We start from the raw sequence: 18,800 nt of genomic DNA, 5'->3' as shown, positions 1-18,800 counted from the left end.
TCCGGCTCAGCCGGCCGGGACCGGCTACGGTGCCGCGGCCACCCGGCCGTCGAGGAGCGTCACGACCCGGTCCGCCGACGCGACGGCGACCGGGTCGTGGCTGATCAGCAGCACCGCGGTGCCGTCCTCGCGGCAGGAGCGCCGCAGCTCGGCGAGCAGCAGCGCGCGGTGCCCGCCGTCCAGCGCCGAGGTGGCCTCGTCGGCCACCAGCACCGCGGGCCCGGCGAGCAGGGCCCGCGCCACCGAGGCGCGCTGGAGCTGACCGCCGGACAGCCCGCCCGGGCGGCGCGCGGCCGTCGCGGCGGGGACCCCGAGCCGCTCCAGCAGCGCGACGGCGGCGGCCCGGGCGTCGGCCGGGGACCGCCCGCGCAGCAGCACGGCCGGCCGCGCGACCTGGTCCAGGACCGGGCGGTGGTCGAGAAGGGCGGACCGGCAGTCCTGGTGGACGTACTGCACGGCGCGCCGGTCGCCCGCCGGGTCCCGGCCGCCGACGCGGACGGTCCCCGAGCAGGGGGTCAGCCCGGCCAGGGCCCGGCCGAGCGTCGTCTTGCCCGCCCCCGACGGCCCGGTCAGCGCGACGAACCCGCCCCGCCCGACGGCGAGGTCCACCCCGGACAGCAGCTGCGCCCCGCCCGCGGCCCGGACCCCCAGGTCCGTCACCTCGAGCAGCGCCCCGACCGCCGCCGGTGGTGGCGGGGGCGCGGTCGGGACGGGTGCACCGAGCAGCGCGGCGGCCGGGCCGGTGCGCACGACCCGGCCCGCGGCCAGCTCCAGCAGCGTCACCGGGACGGCGGCGGCGAGCCTGCGGACCACGTCGAGGTCGTGGGTGAGCAGCACCAGCGCCGTCGAACCCGCGGCCAGCGCCGCGAGCCGGTCGGTCACCGCGCGGGTGGCGGCCGGGTCGAGCCCGGTGGTCGGCTCGTCGAGCACGACGACGTCCGGGCCGGTCACCAGCGTCCCGGCGAGCGCGACCCGCTGCTGCTGACCCCCGGAGAGCCGGTGCGGGTGGCGGCGGAGCAGGTGCGGCTCGGCGCCGAGCCCGGCCCGCTCGCACGCCTCGGCGACCGCCCGGGCCCGGGCGGCCCGGTGCCGTCGCCCGCGGCCGTGCACGGTGGCGGCGAGCTCGTCGAGGACCGGTCCGACCCTGCGCACCGGGTCCAGGACCTGGCCCGGGTGCTGGGGCAGGTACCCGACCCGCCCGGCCCGGCGCGCCCGCAGCTCCCGCGGGCCGACGCCGAGCAGCTCGGCCGCGCCGACCCGGACCGACCCGGCGATCTCCACCCCGGTCGCGGTCCCGCCGAGCAGCGCCAGCCCGAGCGTCGACTTCCCCGCCCCGGACGGCCCGGCGACGGCGAGCACCGCGCCGGGCGCGAGGTCCAGGTCGACGCCGTCGAGGAGCACCGTCCCGTCGGCGGTGCGCGCGGTCAGCCCGCGGACCGTCAGCGCGCTCACACGACCGCCCCCGTCCGGTCCGCGAGCCGGTCCACCAGCACGTTCGTCCCCGCGGCGAGCGCGACGAGCAGACCCGCCGGCACCAGCAGCGCGTACGGTGCGAGGAACAGCGACGACGAGTTCTGCTCGATCACCACCGACCAGTCGACGGTGTCCGGTGGCAGCCCGACCCCGAGGAAGCTCGCGCCGGTCAGCACGGTCAGCACGAGCACGCCGCGGGTCCCGGCGTCGACGAGCACCGGTCCGGCGACGAACCGCCCGGTCTCGACGAGGTGCACCCGCCACCACCGCTCGCCGTTCTGCGTCATCGTCTCCAGCGCCACCCGCCGCGCCGGCGCCCCCGCGGCCCCGCGGACCACCCGGACGACCGCGGGCAGCTGCAGCAGCGCCGTCGCGACCAGCATCGGGCCGACCCCGCGCCGCCCGGTCCCGGCCAGGACCAGCAGCACCAGCAGCGACGGCAGGACCAGCAGCACGTCCAGGGCCCGCTGGGTGAGCAGCACCGCCCACCGTCGCCCCGACGCGGCCAGCAGCAGCCCCAGCGGGACCCCGGCTGCGTAGGCCAGGACCAGCGTGCCGACGGCGAGCGCGACGACGGTGGTGCCGCCGGTCAGCGCGAGAGTCAGCACGTCGCGGCCCAGCGCGTCGGTGCCCAGCGGATGCCCCGGCCCGGGCGGGAGCAGCGCGCCGGCGCCGTCCGGGGCCGGCAGCAGCGGTGCGAGGAACGGCCCGGCGAGTGCGCACAGCAGCGGTACCCCGGCGAGCGCGGCCGCGATGAGAGTCCCCACCGGCACCCGGATCACGCCCGCTCCTCCCGCACCGGGCTCAGCCGCGCGACGGTCGCGTCGGCCGCCAGGTTCACCGTGATCGTGACGACCGCGGCGAGCACCGCGTAGCCCTGGACGAGCGGGATGTCGCGGTTCTGCACCGCGTCGACCACCCCGGCCCCGACCCCGGGCAGCGCGAACAGCGACTCGACCACGACGACCCCGCCCAGGGTCCCGCCGACGATCCGGGCGAGCTGCTGCACCGACGGCGCGAGCCCGCCGGGCAGCACGTGGCGCAGCAGCACGTCGCGCTCGGGCAGGCCCAGCCGTCGCAGGTGGGTGACGTGCGGGGACCGGTCGGTCTGCAGGACGCCCTGGCGGACCTGTCGCGACAGCCTGCCCAGCTGGGCGAGGACCAGCACGGCCACCGGCAGCACGAGCACCGCCGGGGTGAGCAGCGACCCGCCGCCCGCGGTCGCCGGGAGCCACCCGAGCTGCAGCGAGAACAGCCCGACCAGCAGCAGCCCGGTCGCGAACTGCGGGGCGGCCGCCAGCGCGGACACCGTCGCCGTCGAGACCCGGTCGAGGGTGCTGCCGGGTCGCCGGCCGGCCGCGGTGCCGATCGCGACGGCCAGCGCGACGGTGAGGACCAGCGCGGGCACGGCGAGCAGCGCGGTGCTCGCGAGCCGGCCCGCCACCTCGTCGACGACGGGACGGCCGGTCACCAGCGACCGGCCGAGGTCCCCGGTGACGAGCCCGCCGAGCCAGCCGGCGAGCCGCTCGGTCGCGGGGAGCCCGGTCCCCAGCTCGTCGCGCAGCCGCGCCACCTGCTCGTCGGTGGCGTCCGGTCCCAGGACGACGTCGGCGGCGTCGCCGGGCAGCAGCGTGGTCAGCGCGAAGATCGCCACGACGGCGGCGAGCAGCTGCCCGGCCGCGACGGCGGCCCGCCCGGACCGGCCGACGCCACGCAGCACTCCGCCCCTCCGTCTCCTGGTCACCTGAACAGGATCACAGTCGTCGGGGCCGGGACAAGTGCCGCGCCGGAGGCGGTCAGCCGAGGCGGGCGCGGTGGAACCGGGCCCAGGTCCCGGTGTCCGGGCGGGCGGGCTCGACGCCCGACAGGTCCGCGGTGACGCCGACGTGCTCGTCCCCGACCGACCAGGCGGTGGCGTCGTCGCGCAGCAGGAGCTGGGCGCGGCGCAGGGCGTCGGTCCGGCGCGCCTCGTCCGGGGCCCGGGCGGCGACGGCGAGCAGCGCCCGCACGTCGGGGCGGCCCCCCGCGGCGTCCCCGCTCCCGGCGGCCCCGCCGGTCCCGGGACCGGCCGCGCCGTCGGTCGCGGTGTCGTCCCCGGTGTCGCCCGCGGTGTCGTCCCCGGGTGCCCGGGGCACCGCGGCCACGGCCTGCAGGTAGAGCGGGATCGGCTGTGCCGCGGCACGGCGGAACCGGATGCCCGGGGTCGGCTCGACGTCCGGCGGCTCCGGCTCGCGCGGCTCGCACCGCAGCCCGACCGCCGCCAGCTGCTCCACGACCAGGTCGGCGGTCGGCCGCGACATCGGGTCGAACGGGTCGAAGAACAGCGGCACCCGCGCCCCATCGGCCCCCGCCGCGACGACCAGCTCCCGGGCCCGCGCGACGTCGCGCACCACCGGCGCGACCCCGTCCGGGTGGTGGGCCAGCCCGGCCCCGAACAGGTCGTCGCCGGGCTGCGCGAGGTCCAGCAGGATCTCGTGCACCAGCTCCACCCGGTCGATCCCGAGCCGCACCGCCTCGCGCAGCCGCGGGTCGGCGAGCGGGCCGGGCCCGGTGTCGAGGAACCGGGTCACCGAGCCCGGTGCGGACAGCACGGTCGTCCCGGTCCGCCCGAGCAGCCGTCGTGCGCTGTGCGGGAACAGGTCGTGCGCCCAGTGCACGTAGCCGTCCACCAGGGACTGGTAACGGTTCTCCTCGTCGTCGTCGACCAGGAACTCCACCGCGGGCGCGGGCGGGCGGCCGGCCCAGTGGCCGTCGTGCCGGTAGAGGGCGTCCGGCGAGCCGGGCAGGAAGCGGAACGCGCCGGTCCCGACGGGCACGTCCCCCCGCCCGCCGCGCACGATGCCGGTCCCCGGCGCGGCCAGGGCCAGGGCGAACAGGAAGTCGGGACGGCCCAGCACGAGCTCCACCTCGGTCGCCGACACCGCGCGGCTGGCGGTCAGGTCCAGGTGCGCGAGCATCGGCGCGGCCGTCGCCCCGGTCGCGGGGTCGAGCACCCGGCGCAGCGACGCGAGCACGTCGGCCGGGGCCAGCGGCCGCCCGTCGTGGGCGACGGCGTCGCGCAGCCGGATCCGCCAGCGCGTCCCCGTCCGGTCGGGTGCCGCGGAGGCCGCCAGGTGCGGGCGCGGGGTCATGTCCTGGTCCCACACCAGCAGCGTGTCGGCGACGGCGGCCGCCCGCGCCCGGTCCACCGGCCGCCACACCCGGTGCGGGTCGGGGGCCCCGAGCGGGCCGGTCCCGGCGAACGAGGTGACCAGCCGCGGCGACGCCGCGTCGGCCGGCGCGCCGCACGCCGCCAGAGCCGGGATCCCCGCGAGCGCCGCGGACGCGCCGGCGGCCCGCAGGAACGAACGACGGCTCAGCTGCACGACACCAGGGTGCCGGGTCGGGCGGCGGCTAGGGTCGCCGGGATGGATCTCCTCGCGATCTCCGGCAGCCCGTCCGACCCGTCGAAGACCGCGCTGCTGCTGGAACTGGCGGTGGCCAGGGCCGCCGCGCACGACGGCGTGTCGGCGGAGCTGCTCGCCCTGCGCGACCACGACGTCGTCTTCTCCGACGGCCGCGACCCCGCCGACTACACCGGCGACACCCGCGCGGTGATCGACCGGGTCGTCGCGGCGGACGCGCTCGTCGTCGGCACCCCGATGTACCGCGGCAGCTACACCGGCCGGCTGAAGAACCTGTTCGACGTGCTCCCCAACGACGCACTGGCGGGCAAGCCCGTCGGGCTCGTCGCGACCGGGGGCACCGACCACCACTTCCTCGCGGTCGAGCACGAGCTCAAGCCGCTCGTCGGGTTCTTCCGGGCCTGGGCGGTGCCCGGCGCGGTGTATGCGAACAACACCCACTTCACCGGCGGCGACCTCACCGACGACGGCGTCCGCGAGCGGCTGCACGACCTGGCCGACGCCGTCGTCGCGTTCGCGCGGGCGGTGCCCCGCGGCGCCGCGGGACCGGCCGCCCCGGACATCCCGCGCCGCTCCCTGCGCGAGGGGTGACCGCCCCGTCCGGACCGGGTCAGGACAGGGCGTGGCCGAGCTCCCCGGCCCCGGCGCGGAGCTCGTCGGCGTCGCGGGCGACGAGCACGTGGTCGAGCACCCGGGCGTAGTCGCGCATCGCGCACGACGCCTGGTCCCAGTACCGCTCGGGCTCCGGGGTGATCCACCCGACCCGGTGGGCCCGGCGGGCGAGGGTCTCCAGCTCCGCGGTGCCCGGGGGCAGGCCGTTGGACCGGCCGTCGCCGACGACCAGCACCGCGGTGCGGCGGTCCACGGCGTCGCGGTGCCGCGCGTTCAGCTCGTGCAGGACGCGGCCGTAGTCGCTGCTCGCGTCCAGGTCGATGCCGGGCGCGGCCAGGACCGCGGCGAGCGCGTGGTCGTCGTGGGCCCGCAGCAGCAGGTCGGTGACCTCGACGGGGGAGTCGGTGAAGGCGACCACCCGGCAGCGGAACGCCTGCCGGTGCAGCGTCCGGGCCAGCCGCAGCACGAACGCGGTGATCGACCGCACCGACAGCGACACGTCGACGACGACCAGCAGCCGGACCCGGTCCGGGACCCGCGTCCGGTGGTACAGGTGGAACGGGACGCCGTCACTGCGCATGCTGCGCCGCATCGTGTGCCGCGCGTCGAGCGGGCCGTGCGCGTGCTCGCGCGGCCGTCGCCGCGGGGCGCCCCGCATGCGGTGCAGCAGCTCGTGGCAGGCCGACGCCATGTCCGCGGAGCCCGTCGTGTCGGGGCCGGTGCCGTCGGGGTCCGGGCGCCGGGACCCACCGGCCCCGACCCGGTCGGCGAGCCGGCCCACGAACTCGGTGATCGCCTCGACGAGCCGGTCGAGCTGGACCGCCGACAGCTCCTCGCCCGGCGGACCGTCGGCGTAGACGTCGTGCGGGTCGTACGCGGCCAGCCAGGCCAGGACGGTCTCCGGGTCGTCGAAGGAGATCGACCCCGAGACCGGGGTGCTCGCCCCGGAGGTCAGCTCCCTCCCGACGGCGGCACCGGCCCGGTCCAGGTCGACGGTGTAGGTCGTGCCGCGCCGTCCCCGGTCCTCGCCGGAGGACACCGACAGGTCCCTGTCCGATCCGCCGAGCGAGACGTCGTCGTCGTCGCGGTGGGGGTTGAAGCCCTTCTCGGTCTCCTCGGCGTCGAGCAGGTCGCCGACCTCGGCCGCGGACGGGTCGTCGTCGGCGGAGCGCCCGAGTGCGTCGCCCACCTCGGCCAGCTCCAGGGCGTCCGGCAGCCCCTCCGCGCCCGGCCCGCGCAGGCCGGGACCGCCGCCCCGCCCGGGGGGCCCGTCGTCGGGGAGCAGGCCGAAGAACGCGTCGAACGCCGTCTCGAACCCGGGGCGCTCGTGGGCGTACTTGACGGTGACCGCGCGCAGCGACGCCCGCAGCCGGTCGGTGTCGGCGCCCCCGACCATCGCCAGCACCCGGTGGACCTCGATCGACTCGGCGGGCGAGACCCGGACCCGCCGGGTGCGCAGCACCCGGCAGAACGCCGCGGCGAGGACCGGGAGCAGCCGGGCCGCGACGCTCCCGGGGGACGGGCCGCTCATCGGAGGCCGCGCCGGGCCCGGTCGGCCTGTGCGCGGGCGCCGGTGGTCGCCCCGCCCGCCGACGAGGCCGCGCGTCCCCGCCCGAACGCCCCGGACGTCGTGTCGGCCGGGCGGCCCGGCCGGGGCTCCGCCGCGGGGCCGCCCGCCCCGTCGTCGCCGTCGAGCCGGGCGAGGGCCAGCTCGCGGTCCGAGCCGTACTTGAGCAGGGCGGCGAGCAGCGCGGACCGGACCTTCGCGGCCTCCCCGGCCGACCCGCACCCGAGGACGGCGGCGGCGCGGGCGGCGTCGATCACCTCCGAGATCGAGGGGGCCTTGCGCAGCGGGAGGTCCCGCAGCCGCCGGGCGAGCTCGACGACGTCGGCGACGACGTCGTCGGCCACCGCGGGCGCGCGCCGGGACACGATCGCGGTCTCGCGTTCGGGCGTCGGGAAGCCGACCCCGAAGTGCAGGCAGCGGCGCTTGAGCGCGGGGGACAGCTCCCGGGTGTCGTTGGAGGTCAGGACCACCCACGGCGTCGAGCGGGCGGTGAAGGTCCCGATCTCGGGCACCGTCACCTGGCGTTCGGCCAGCACCTCCAGCAGGAGTGCCTCCATCGACTCCTCGGTGCGGTCGACCTCGTCGACGAGCAGCACCACCGGCTCGGGCGACAGCAGCGCCTCCAGCAGCGGGCGGGGGAGCAGGAAGTCCTCGGTGTAGAGACCGGTGTCCTCGGCGCGCAGCCGGGCGGAGGCCTCGGCCATCGTCGCGGTGCCCGACAGGAGCTCGCCGATGCGGTCGCGCAGCATCTGGACGTGCATGAGCTGCTTGCCGTAGTCCCACTCGTACAGGGTCCGGCCGTCGTCGAGGCCCTCGTAGCACTGCAGGCGGATCAGGGTCCGGCCGCTCGCCGCGGCCAGGGACTTCGCCAGCTCGGTCTTGCCGACACCGGCCGGGCCCTCCAGCAGCAGCGGCCGCTCCAGCGCGGTGGCCAGGTGCACGACCACGGCGAACTCGGGGTCGATGACGTAGTTCTCGCCGGCCAGGGCCTCGGTCAGCGTCTCGGGGCTGTCGAACACCGGTCTCCTCAGCGGGTGTGCACGGACAGGGACCCGCCGCGCCCGGGGGCTGATCCGGGCGCGGCGGGGAGCTCCTGCAGGTCGTCCTAGTAGGACTTGTTGAACGCGTGGTCCACCAGCGGGACCAGGGCGTCCACCGTGCACTCGCGGGGATTGCCCGGGGTGCAGTAGTCGCCCATCATGTGCTCGGCGATCCGGTGGACGGTGTCCCCGTCGGTCGGGATCGTGTCGCCGACACCGGCGTACTTCCCGGTGTTCATCCGGTTCTTGTCGTAGCTGTCGGACCGCAGCACACCGAAGTTGTCCGGGATGCCGACGTCCTTGGACAGCCGGATGGCCTCCTCGACCGCGGCGTCCGCGGCCTGCACGGTGGTCATGTTCCGGGTGTCGACGCCCAGCGCGGTCGCGATCTTGGCGTAGCGCTCGTAGCGGGAGGGGAGGTTGTACTCCCAGACCCGGGGCAGGGCGATCGCGTTGTTGAGCCCGTGGTGGGTGTCGAAGAACGCCGACACCGCGTGCGAGGTCGAGTGGACCAGGCCCAGACCACCGGAGTTGAACGCCTGCGCGGCGATGTACTGCGCGTGCATCATCTTCGAGCGGGCCTGCAGGTTGCGGGGCTCGTAGGTGGCCTCGCGCAGGTACTGCCCGACCAGCTCGATCGAGTACAGCGCGTTGCCCAGCGACGGCTCGAAGTCCAGCCGCGAGACGAACGGCTCGGAGCCGTGCGCGAGCACGTCGAAGCCGCAGTACGCGGTGAAGTGCTGCGGGCAGCTGTAGTAGAGCAGCGGGTCGTCCAGCGCCAGGGTGGTGACGACGGCGTCGTCGAACCCGACCCACTTCTTCGGGTTCTCCATGTCGCTGGTGTTCGTGATGACGTAGGCCCAGGATGTCTCCGAGCCGGTACCCGCGGTGGTGGAGACCGCGATGTGTGGCGGGTTCTCCATGGTCGTGGACTTGGAGAAGCCCTCGAACTCGTTGATGTTGCGACCGTCGTGGGCGATGACGACGCGGGCGCCCTTCGCGGCGTCGTGCGAGGAGCCGCCGCCGATCGAGATGATGCCGTCGCAGCGCTCGCTCGTGTAGAGCGCGGCGGCGTCCATGCAGTTGTAGTCCTTGGGGTTGGACTCGACCTGGTCGTAGACGACCACGTCGACGCCCTGGTACTCGACCTTCCCCTTGAGCTCGTCGATGATCCCGGAGCCGCGCAGCCCGGTGGTCACGAACAGCGCCCGCGTCATGCCGAGGTTCTTCGCCTCGACCCCCAGGATGTCGTGCGCGCCCACCCCCAGCAGGGCCCGGGGGAACGGGTGGAACTCCTTGATCGGGAAGTCCCAGATCTGGTTGAGCTCGATGGCCATTGGCTCTCCTCGACGGCGTCGTCGGCTGGCGGACGAGCACAACCATGGTTGTTGCGAACTACTGGCAACAGCTACAGATGGGTACCTGACCACCCGGCCGTTCGCCGGGGCAGGTCCACCCTCCGTCCGGAGGGGTCACCGGCGTGGGGCGGAGGCCTCGAGGTGGGTGCCGACCGGGGTGAACCCGCTGCGCCGGTACCAGTCCCGCGGCCAGTCGGCGGCGTCGGCGCCGAGCGCGAGCAGGTCGCAGCCGTACTCGGCGGCGAGCTCGCGGGAGCGGGCCAGCAGCGCCCGGCCGTGCCCGCGGCCGCGGTGGGCCGGGTCGGTCTCCAGGGCGTCGAGCCAGGCCGTGGCCCCGTCGCGGCGGAGGGTCGCGGCCGCCACCACCCGGTCGTCGGCGACGACGGCGAGCCGGTGCAGGGCCAGCACCCGGTCGTCGCCGGTGTCGCGGTCGACCAGCTGGTCGAGGTCGCCGGGTCCGGTGCCGGGCAGGTCCCGGGCCCAGGAGGCGCGCCGGAACCCGCGGAGCTCGTGGTGGTCCAGCTCGGTGACCGTCGACGCGCCCGCACCCGTGGCCGCGCCGGTCGCGGTGGGGGCGGTCATGGTCTCGTTCGCCGAGACCGACCACCCGGCGGCGCGGAGGCCGTCAGCGAGCTCGTCCGCGCCCGGGCCCCACAGCAGCGCCCCCGGGTGCAGGCCGTGCGCGGTGAGCGCCCGGTCGGCCTCGGCGAGCACGGTGGCCGGGTCGGTGCGGTCCGGTCGGCCGAGCAGCAGCTGGTTGTGCATCCGCGACACCGGCCAGGCGTCGGTCCGGACCGCGACGCCGCCGGTCACCGGCTCCTCCGCGGTCGCGCCGCGCCGCAGCATCGACGGCTCGAACCCCATCGCCCGCGCCGCCGCGCCGGGCTCGGGGACCTCCGGTGCGGCGAAGCCGTCCGGGCCCGGGCGGTAGGGCAGCACCATCAGCACCGCCGACGCCGGCACCGCCCCGTAGGCGTGCGGGAACCGCATCGACGACGGGTCGGTCGGCACCCCCGGCTCCCACCGGACGTCGACCCCGGCGACGTCGATCCGGGCCGGGTCGAGGACGAGCAGGACCAGGTCGGTCCGGCCCGCGAACAGGCGCTGCGCGGGCAGGGCGACCTGTCCGGGCGTCGACAGGTGCACGAAACCGACCTCGTCGAGGGAGGGGGGCGCCACGGCTCCCGTGCCGAGCCACCTCCGCCACTCACCAGGGGTGCAGAGGTGCAGCAGGACCGTCCCGACCGTCATGGGAGACAGCCTGCCCGCCCGTCCGATCGGACGGGCGTGGACATCGAGTATTGATTTCCGGCACCGGGTGCCAATAGCGTCCGATCCGCTGCCACCGCCGGCCGGCGGGGCGGTTCACCACCTCTCTCGCCGAGAGTCGGATCCAGCGGAGGTTGCGCATGAGCGAGCACCAGAACGAGGACGCCCTGACCGAGGAGACCCTCGTCGAGGAGGTCTCCATCGACGGCATGTGCGGTGTCTACTAAGCCCCTCGACACCACGGTTCCGGACGGCGCCGCGGGGGCTTTCGACCCCGCGGCGCCGTACCGGCTCAGCGAGAGCGTCTCGCTGCGTCCGGAGCCCTTCGGCGCCCTGGTGTACGACTTCGTGACCCGCAAGCTCTCCTTCCTCAAGACGCCCCAGCTGGTCTCGGTCGTGCGCGACCTGGAGAACCAGCCGGACGCCCGCTCGGCGGTCCGTGCCGCCGGCGTCGAGGAGCCCCAGCACGACGCCTACCTGCGTGCCCTCGCCGGACTGCTGAAGTCCCGCACGATCGTCGCCCGTTAGTCCCGCCCGCCCCGCCGACCACCACAGTGAGGTGCCCGTGAAGCTGGTCGACCACTTCCAGTACGGCCTGAACTCGCCCATCTGCCTGACCTGGGAGCTCACCTACGCGTGCAACCTCGCGTGCGTGCACTGCCTGTCCAGCTCCGGGCGGCGTGACCCGCGCGAGCTGAGCACGGCCGAGGCCAAGGCCGTCATCGACGAGCTGCAGCGCATGCAGGTCTTCTACATCAACATCGGTGGTGGCGAGCCGACCGTGCGCCCGGACTTCTGGGAGCTGCTGGACTACGCCATCGCCCACGACGTCGGCGTCAAGTTCTCCACCAACGGCGTCAAGCTCGACAAGCAGCGGGCCGCGCAGCTCGCCGCGACCGACTACGTCGACATCCAGATCTCGATGGACGGCGCGACGGCCGAGGTCAACGACTACGTCCGTGGCCCGGGCTCGTTCGACACCGCGATCACCGCGCTGGAGAACCTCGCCGAGGCCGGGTTCAAGCACCCCAAGATCTCGGTCGTGATGACCCGGGAGAACGTCGACCAGCTCGACGAGTTCAAGGCCATCGCCGACAAGTACGGCGCCCAGCTGCGCATCACCCGGCTGCGCCCGTCCGGCCGCGGTGCCGACGTCTGGGACGAGCTGCACCCGACCCAGGCCCAGCAGAAGCAGCTCTACGACTGGCTGGTCGCGCACGGGGACCAGGTCCTGACCGGTGACTCGTTCTTCCACCTGTCCGCCTACGGCGAGGCTCTGCCCGGGCTGAACCTGTGCGGCGCGGGCCGCGTGGTCTGCCTGATCGACCCGGTCGGCGACGTCTACGCCTGTCCGTTCGCCATCCACGAGAACTTCCTGGCCGGCAACGTCCGCGACGAGGGCGGCTTCAAGGAGGTGTGGGAGCACTCCGAGCTGTTCACCGAGCTGCGCCAGCCGCAGACCGGCGGGGCGTGCGCGTCGTGCTCGCACTACGACACCTGCCAGGGCGGGTGCATGGCCGCGAAGTTCTTCACCGGCCTGCCGCTCGACGGCCCGGACCCGGAGTGCGTGCAGGGCTACGGCGAGGCGATGCTGGCCGCGCGGGACGGCGGGACGGTCATCCCGAAGTCCGACGTCGACCACTCGCGCTCCGCGCCACGCAACACCCGTGCGCCCAAGCAGCCGACGATGCTCTCGCTCACCCCGCCGCCGCGCCGGCCGGACCGGGCCTGCGACGAGAACCCGCTCGCCGGGTTCGCGCCGGACGCCGTGCCCGCGGCGCAGCCGGTCGCGGGGAGCTGACACGGACCTGCTGCTGACGGGGCCCGTCGACCTGCGCGGTCGGCGGGCTCCGTCGCGTGTGCTGTTCGGGCCGCACGAGACCAACCTCGGCGACGCCGCACGCGGGATCACGGCCGACCACGTCGCCTACTACGCGGCGCGGGCCGCGGGGGGCGCGGGGATCGTCGTGGTCGAGCCGGCGTCGGTGCACGCCTCGGACCACCCCTACGCCTACGCCCCCGCCGCGTTCCCCGCCGTCCCCCACGCCGCGTCGCCCGGCTCGGCCGCGGCGTCGGGGCGCGTCGAGATGCAGCTCAGCGGGAGTCGTGGATCTTTCGCGCCCGCTGAGCTGCATCTCGGCGACCGGGACGGCGCGCGGGTGCCCGCCGCGGCCGGGTGGGCGGCGGTCGTCGCGGCGTGCCGGCCGCACGGGACGCTCGTACTGGCCGGGCTCGCGCACGCCGGTGGGCAGGGCAGCTCCGCGCACTCCGGGCACCCGCTGTGGGCGCCGTCGCCGGTCCCGGACGTCGTGTCCCGCGAGGTCCCGGTCGCGATGGGGTCCGCGGAGATCGACGCCGTGGTCCGCGGCTTCGCCGACGCCGCCCGCGCGGCTGTGGACAGTGGTGTGGACGGTGTGGAGATCTCCGCCGGGCAGCACTCGGTGCTGCGCCAGTTCTGCTCCGGCCTGACCAACCACCGCGGCGACGCGTACGGCCGCGACCGCACCCTGCTGCTGCGCGAGGTACTCGACGCCGTGCGGGCCGCGATCGGGCCGGACCCCCTGCTGGCGCTGCGGCTGTGCGTCGACGAGCTCGCCCCCTGGGCCGGCATCACCCCCGGCGACGGCCTCGCCCTCGCCCGGGCCGTCGCCGACCGGGTGGACCTGCTCGTGCCCGTCGTCGGGAGCGCGCTGTCGGTCGCCGCGACCCGGCCGGACCTGCACACGCCCGAGGCGTTCCTGCGGGCCCGGTGCGGCGAGCTGCGACGTGCCCTCGGCGGCGCGACGACGGTCGTCCTGGCCGGCAGCGTCGTCACCCCGGCCCTCGCCGAGGACGCGCTGAGCAGCGGCGACGCCGATGTCGTCGAGATGACGAGAGCGCAGGTCGCGGACCCGCGGCTCGTCGCGCTGACCCGGGCCGGGACGCCGGAGCGCATCCGGCCGTGCCTGCTGACGAACGCCCTCGCCGCGGCCCGGGACCCGCGCAACCCCGTGGTCGGCGACGAGCTGGAACCGCGGTCGGGGCACGAACGGACCGACCCGGACCCGGATACGTCGCGTTCCGCGGAACGCGGTCCGGACGCCGCGGCGGGCCCCGAACACCTCGATGCGGAACGCGATCGGGACGCCGTCGCGGGTGCCGGGGCGCGTTCCGCGGAACGCGCCGCAGGGGCGCGACGGCCGGCCCTCGTCGTCGGCGGCGGGCCTGCGGGGCTCGAGGCGGCCCGGACACTGGCGCTGCGCGGGCACCCGGTGACGCTGCACGAGCGCACCGACCGGCTCGGCGGCCTGCTCCCCGCGGCCGCGGTACTGCCCGGCCGGTACCGGCTCGCGCTGCCGGTGCCGTGGTGGGCCGCGGAGCTCGACCGGCTCGGCGTCCGGGTCGTGCTGGGATTCGAGGTGGACACCGCCGTGCTCGACGCGGCCCGCGCGCGCGGCGACGCGGTGGTGCTCGCGACGGGCTCGCGGCCGTCGCCGTCGGTGCGGGACACGGACGTCCCGGTGCTCACCGCGGCGGAGCTGTGCGCCGGGGTGGCGCGGTCAGCCCCGTCCCTGGCAGCCCCGGTCGGTGGTGGCGGTGGCGCGGACCGCGCGGCGGAGCACGGAGAGGAACGCGAACGCCACGACCGGGAGGAGCAGGACGACGACCTCCGTGCCGGGCACCGTGACCCGGTCGTCGCGGTGCTCGCCGCCGCGGGCGTTCCGCGGAACGCGCCGGTGCTCGTCGTCGACCCGCTCGGGGACTGGACTGGACCGGGGGTCGCGGAGCTGCTCGCCGCAGCCGGGCATCCCGTGGTCCTGGCCACGCCGGACGCCGTCGCCGGGCACCAGCTCGGCCGCTGCGGCGACATGGCCGCGGCGAACGCGCGGCTGGAACGGGCCGGGGTCCGCCGGGCGTTGTTCACCCGGCCGGGGGCCGTCCGTGGCGGCGTCGCGGAGCTGGTGGACGTCCACACCGGAGCGGTGACGACCGTGCCGTGCGCGGCCATCGTCGACTGTGGACCGCGGCTGCCGCAGGACGCGCTGCCGGCGCTGCCCGGCTGCGCGGCCGCGGGGGACCGGGTGGCGCCGCGGACGCTCGCCGAAGCGGTGCGCGAGGGGCGGCGGGCCGGCGTCGCCCTGGCCGACGCCGACGCGGGCAGCACGGCCGGTCCCGCGGCCGACGCCGCGACCGCCGCGCTCCCGACCGCCGCGCTCCCGACCGCCGGGCTCCCGACCGCCGGGCTCCCGACCGCCGGGCTCCCGACCGCCGGGCTCCCGACCGCCGGGCTCCCGACCGCCGCGCTCCCGACTGCTGCGCTCCCGACCGCCGCGCCCCCGGCCCCCGCGCGCTCGGCCGTCGCCCTACCGGAGTCCGCGTCCCCGGAGTCCGCGCTCCCGTCGCGCGTGGCCCCCGGGTCCCGCAGCAGCGTGGCGCCGCACCCCGGGCCCGTCGCGGTCGCGACGCAGGAGGCGGCGGACCGGGAGCATCCGCGGCCCCGGCTCGGCGACCCCCTGCGCCTCGGCCGCGCCACGTTGCGGAACCGGATCGTCTTCACCGCCCACCTCACCGGCTTCGCCGAGGGCGGCATGCCGACCGACCGGCACACCGCCTACTACGCGGCCCGTGCCGCGGGCGGCGCCGGACTGGTGATCACCGAGGAGCACGCCGTCCACCCCGGCGACCGGCCCTACGAGCGGCTGATCCGCGGCCACGACCCGGCCGTGCTGCCCGGCTACCGCGCCCTCACCGACGCGGTGCACGCCCACGGCGCCCTCGTGCTCGCCCAGCTCAACCACAACGGCGCGCAGGGGTCGGGGATGTACTCGCGCACAGCCGTCGTCGGGCCGTCGCCGGTGCCCGACCCGATGTTCCGCGAGGTCCCCGCCGAGCTCGACGCGGCCGGGATCGGCGCGATCGTCGACGCCTTCGCCGACGTCGCCGCGCGCTGCGTCGAGGGCGGGTTCGACGGCGTCGAGCTGCAGTGCTCGCACGCCTCGCTGCTGCGGCTGTTCCTGTCCCCGGCCACCAACCGTCGCACCGACGCCTGGGGGCGCGACCGGGCGAAACTGGTGCTCGACGTCGTCGCCGCCGTCCGCGCGGCCATCGGCCCGGACCCGGTGCTGGGCCTGCGGATCGGCGTCGACGAGCGCATCGAGGGCGGCATCACCCCCGCCGACGGCGCCGACCTCGCCCGCCGCCTCGCCGCGACCGGGCAGGTGGACCACCTCAACACCTCGATCGGCGTCGCCACCTCGACGCTGCACCTGATCGAGCCGTCCATGCACACCCCGCCGGGCTACGCCGGGCACCTCGCCGCGACCCTGCGCCGCGCCGTCCGCGCCGCCGGGGCGGACCTCCCGGTGATCGGGGTCGGCCGGTTCACCACGCCCGACCAGGCCGCGGCGGCGCTGGACCGCGGGGAGTGCGACCTCGTCGGCGTCGCCCGCGGGCAGATCGCCGACCCCGGCTTCGCGCACAAGGCCCTCACCGGACGCCCGGTACGCCGGTGCGTCGGGTGCAACCAGGACTGCATCGGCCGGGTCGGGCTGAACCTGCCGCTGGGCTGCGCGGTCGACCCGGCCGCCGGGCGCGAACGGCTCGTCCCGCCCGCCCGGGCCGCCGATCCCGGCGCGGGGCGGGTGCTCGTCGTCGGGGCCGGGCCGGCCGGGCTCGCCGCGGCGGCCTCGCTCGCCGGGCGCGGGCACCGGGTGCTGCTCGCCGAACGCGCCGGCACCCCCGGTGGACGGCTCGCCCTCGCGGCGACCGCGCCCGGGCGGGCCGAGCTCGGCCACGTCGTCGCCGACCTGCTGCGCGAGGCGCACGCGGCCGGGGTCGAGATCGGGTACGGCACGACCGTCGACCGCGGGTTCGTCGAGGAGCTGGAGCCCGCGGCGGTCGTCGTCGCCACCGGGTCGGTGCCTGCCGTCCCGTCGTGGGACCCGGAGCGGCTGACCGTCCCCGTCGACGACGTGCTGGCCGGGGTGCGCCTGCCCGCGGGCCCGGTGCTCGTCGTCGACGAGCTCGGGTTCCACCAGGCCACCTCGGTCGCCGAGCTGCTCGCCGCCCGCGGGCACGCCGTCGAGGTCGTCACCCCGGCGCTGGTCGTCGGGCAGGACCTCGGGCTCACCCTGGACCGCGAGGGGTTCCGCCGCCGCGCGCACGCCGCCGGGATCCGCTGCCGCACCGACCTCGCCGTGCTGGGGGTGCTGCGCAGGGGTGAGCAGAGCCGTGGTGAGCAGAGCCGTGGTGAGCAGAGCCGTGGTGAGCAGAGCCGCGGTGAGCAGAGCCGCGGTGAGCAGAGCCGTGGTGAACAGAGCCGTGGTGAACAGAGCCGCGCCGAGCCCGGCTGCACCGTGGAGCTGCTGCACCACCCGACCGGCCGCACCGAGCGGCGCGCCGTCGGCGCCGTCGTCGCCGCGACGGCCACCGTCCCCGCCACCCGCCTGTGGACCGCGCTGGCCGGCGGGCCGTGGCCGGTGCACCGGATCGGCGACGCGCTGACCCCGCGCCGGTTCGACGCCGCGATCCGTGAGGGCCGCCTCGTCGACCTGGAGCCGGGGCGAGTTCCTACGGTCGTCCGGTGACCACCGAGATCCCGGCCCGCCGCGCCGGACCGCGTGAGTGGGCCGGTCTGGCCGTCCTCGCGCTGCCCCTGCTCGTCCTCGCCCTCGACGTGAGCGTCCTCTACCTGGCCGCGCCCGCACTGGCCGCCGACCTCGCCCCGACCGCCACCCAGGAGCTGTGGATCCTCGACATCTACGGCTTCCTGATCGCCGGGTTCCTCATCACCATGGGCACCCTCGGCGACCGCATCGGCCGCCGTCGGCTGCTGCTCGTCGGCGGCGCCGCGTTCGCCGCGGCGTCGGTGCTGGCGGCCTTCGCCCCCACCGCCGAGCTGCTGATCGCGGCCCGCGCGCTGCTCGGCGTCGCCGGGGCGACCCTGATGCCCTCGACGCTCGGGCTGATCTCGACGATGTTCCCCGACCCCACCCAGCGGCGGTTCGCGGTCGCGGTGTGGATGACGACGTTCTCGGTCGGCATCGCGATCGGCCCGCTCGTCGGCGGGGCGCTGGTCGGGTCGTTCTGGTGGGGCGCGGTGTTCCTCATCGGCGTCCCCGCCATGCTCGCGCTGGTCGTCCTCGGCCCGTTCCTGCTGCCCGAGGAGCGTGCCGCCGGCGGCGGGCGGTTCGACGTCGCCGGGGTCGTGCTGTCGCTGGCCGCGATGCTGCCGCTGGTCTACGCGGTGAAGAACCTCGCCGCTCACGGTCCGGGGCCCGGGGTGCTGGTCGCCGGGGTCGTCGGCCTGGCCGCGGGGACGGCGTTCGTGCGCCGCCAGCGCCGGCTGCCCGCCCCGCTGCTCGACGTCGCGCTGTTCACCCGGCCCGCGTTCACCGCGGCGGTGTCGGTGCTGCTCATCGGACTGCTCGCCGTCAACGGCCTGTTCTTCGTGCTCCCGCAGTACCTGCAGCTCGTGACCGGCCTGTCCGCGCTCGCCGCCGGGGTCTGGATGCTGCCGCTCGCACTGGCCACCGTCGGTGGGTCGCTGGTGACGCCGGTGCTGTCGCGGCGGTTCGGGGTGCCGGCCGTCGTCGCCGGGTCGGCCGCGTTCGCCGCGGTCGGCGCGCTGCTGGTCGGGCTGGTCGGCGCGGGTTCCGGGCCGGTCGCGCTGGTGGCGCTGACCGCGGGCACCGTGCTCGGCCTGGGCCCGATCGGCGTGCTCGCGACCGACCTGGTCATCGGCTCGGTGCCCAGCGCCCGCGCCGGGTCCGCGGCGTCGATCTCGGAGACGGCGGGCGAGCTGGGTGTGGCGCTCGGCGTCGCCGTCACCGGAAGCGTGCTCACCGCCGTCTACACCGGACGGCTGGTGCTGCCCGGCGGGCTGCCCGCCGACGTCGCCGGCCGGGCCGGGGAGAGCCTGGCGGGGGCGGTCGCCGCGGCCGCGCGGCTGCCCGGCACCGGCGGGGACGCGCTGCTCGCGGCCGCCCGGGACGCCTACACCGCGGGGATCGGCGTCGTCGGGCTCATCGCCGCCGGGCTGCTGACCGGCGCCGTCGTCCTCGCGCTGACCGCGCTGCGCCGGACCGGGGCCTGAGCG

14 protein-coding genes are annotated in these 18,800 nt (G+C 76.6%); 6 read left to right on the top strand and 8 right to left on the bottom strand.

Annotated features, from left to right (window positions below; genetic code table 11):
- Positions 1-24: 24 nt before the first annotated feature.
- From KPL57_RS29710 to KPL57_RS29695, 4 genes are all read right to left on the bottom strand, one after another.
- The gene (locus tag KPL57_RS29710; protein ID WP_226353994.1) at positions 25-1,452 is read right to left on the bottom strand and encodes an ABC transporter ATP-binding protein; all 1,428 of its coding nucleotides are present in this window, start codon (positions 1,450-1,452) and stop codon (positions 25-27) included.
- Positions 1,449-2,255: an ABC transporter permease subunit gene (locus KPL57_RS29705; RefSeq protein WP_226353993.1), complete on the bottom strand. Its 807-nt coding sequence runs from the start codon at positions 2,253-2,255 to the stop codon at positions 1,449-1,451. The genes KPL57_RS29710 and KPL57_RS29705 overlap by 4 nt, the downstream gene beginning before the upstream one ends.
- Complete coding sequence (locus KPL57_RS29700) at positions 2,252-3,193, bottom strand: ABC transporter permease (RefSeq protein ID WP_308253051.1); 942 nt, start codon at positions 3,191-3,193, stop codon at positions 2,252-2,254. Before KPL57_RS29700 ends, KPL57_RS29705 begins: the two co-directional genes overlap by 4 nt.
- 76 nt (positions 3,194-3,269) lie before the next feature.
- Complete coding sequence (locus tag KPL57_RS29695; protein WP_226353992.1) at positions 3,270-4,838, bottom strand: ABC transporter substrate-binding protein; 1,569 nt, start codon at positions 4,836-4,838, stop codon at positions 3,270-3,272.
- 42 nt (positions 4,839-4,880) lie between these two features.
- Here KPL57_RS29695 and KPL57_RS29690 point away from each other — a divergent pair, with 42 nt between their 5' ends.
- Complete coding sequence (locus KPL57_RS29690) at positions 4,881-5,468, top strand: NADPH-dependent FMN reductase (protein WP_226353991.1); 588 nt, start codon at positions 4,881-4,883, stop codon at positions 5,466-5,468.
- Between the two features lie 19 nt (positions 5,469-5,487).
- Here the strand turns inward: KPL57_RS29690 and KPL57_RS29685 are convergent, their stop codons facing one another.
- From KPL57_RS29685 to KPL57_RS72865, 4 genes are all read right to left on the bottom strand, one after another.
- A complete protein-coding gene (locus tag KPL57_RS29685; RefSeq protein WP_226353990.1) occupies positions 5,488-7,020 on the bottom strand; it encodes a VWA domain-containing protein in 1,533 nt (510 codons plus the stop codon).
- Positions 7,017-8,075, bottom strand: a complete 1,059-nt coding sequence (locus KPL57_RS29680; protein ID WP_226353989.1) for a MoxR family ATPase — start codon at positions 8,073-8,075, stop codon at positions 7,017-7,019. Before KPL57_RS29680 ends, KPL57_RS29685 begins: the two co-directional genes overlap by 4 nt.
- A gap of 86 nt (positions 8,076-8,161) precedes the next feature.
- A complete protein-coding gene (gene mdo / locus KPL57_RS29675) occupies positions 8,162-9,433 on the bottom strand; it encodes an NDMA-dependent methanol dehydrogenase (protein ID WP_226353988.1) in 1,272 nt (423 codons plus the stop codon).
- 135 nt (positions 9,434-9,568) lie between these two features.
- Positions 9,569-10,705 (bottom strand): GNAT family N-acetyltransferase, encoded by a 1,137-nt coding sequence (locus KPL57_RS72865; protein ID WP_374203812.1) that lies wholly within the window; start codon positions 10,703-10,705, stop codon positions 9,569-9,571.
- Between the two features lie 158 nt (positions 10,706-10,863).
- Here KPL57_RS72865 and mftA point away from each other — a divergent pair, with 158 nt between their 5' ends.
- From mftA to KPL57_RS29640, 5 genes are read left to right on the top strand one after another with little or no spacing between them, the layout of a single operon-like run.
- Positions 10,864-10,950 (top strand): mycofactocin precursor MftA, encoded by an 87-nt coding sequence (gene mftA / locus KPL57_RS29660; RefSeq protein ID WP_060710386.1) that lies wholly within the window; start codon positions 10,864-10,866, stop codon positions 10,948-10,950.
- Complete coding sequence (gene mftB, locus KPL57_RS29655; protein WP_062398180.1) at positions 10,940-11,251, top strand: mycofactocin biosynthesis chaperone MftB; 312 nt, start codon at positions 10,940-10,942, stop codon at positions 11,249-11,251. Before mftA ends, mftB begins: the two co-directional genes overlap by 11 nt.
- 37 nt (positions 11,252-11,288) lie before the next feature.
- A complete protein-coding gene (gene mftC / locus KPL57_RS29650; protein WP_062398178.1) occupies positions 11,289-12,524 on the top strand; it encodes a mycofactocin radical SAM maturase in 1,236 nt (411 codons plus the stop codon).
- A gap of 58 nt (positions 12,525-12,582) precedes the next feature.
- Positions 12,583-17,289, top strand: coding sequence for an FAD-dependent oxidoreductase (locus KPL57_RS29645; RefSeq protein WP_226353987.1), 4,707 nt, complete (start codon positions 12,583-12,585; stop codon positions 17,287-17,289).
- Positions 17,286-18,797, top strand: coding sequence for an MFS transporter (locus tag KPL57_RS29640; protein ID WP_226353986.1), 1,512 nt, complete (start codon positions 17,286-17,288; stop codon positions 18,795-18,797). Before KPL57_RS29645 ends, KPL57_RS29640 begins: the two co-directional genes overlap by 4 nt.
- Positions 18,798-18,800: the final 3 nt, after the last annotated feature.

This window comes from Pseudonocardia sp. ICBG601 (assembly GCF_020496245.1).
Note: the sequence above shows the minus strand (reverse complement) of the source record. Positions and strands in the feature narration are given on the sequence as shown.

Coding starts and splice junctions, on each gene's coding strand:
- mftA (WP_060710386.1), top strand. CDS start 10,864: ATGAGCGAGCACCAGAACGAGGACGCCCTGACCGAGGAGACCCTCGTC.
- mdo (WP_226353988.1), bottom strand. CDS start 9,433: ATGGCCATCGAGCTCAACCAGATCTGGGACTTCCCGATCAAGGAGTTC.
- KPL57_RS29685 (WP_226353990.1), bottom strand. CDS start 7,020: ATGAGCGGCCCGTCCCCCGGGAGCGTCGCGGCCCGGCTGCTCCCGGTC.
- KPL57_RS29690 (WP_226353991.1), top strand. CDS start 4,881: ATGGATCTCCTCGCGATCTCCGGCAGCCCGTCCGACCCGTCGAAGACC.
- KPL57_RS72865 (WP_374203812.1), bottom strand. CDS start 10,705: ATGACGGTCGGGACGGTCCTGCTGCACCTCTGCACCCCTGGTGAGTGG.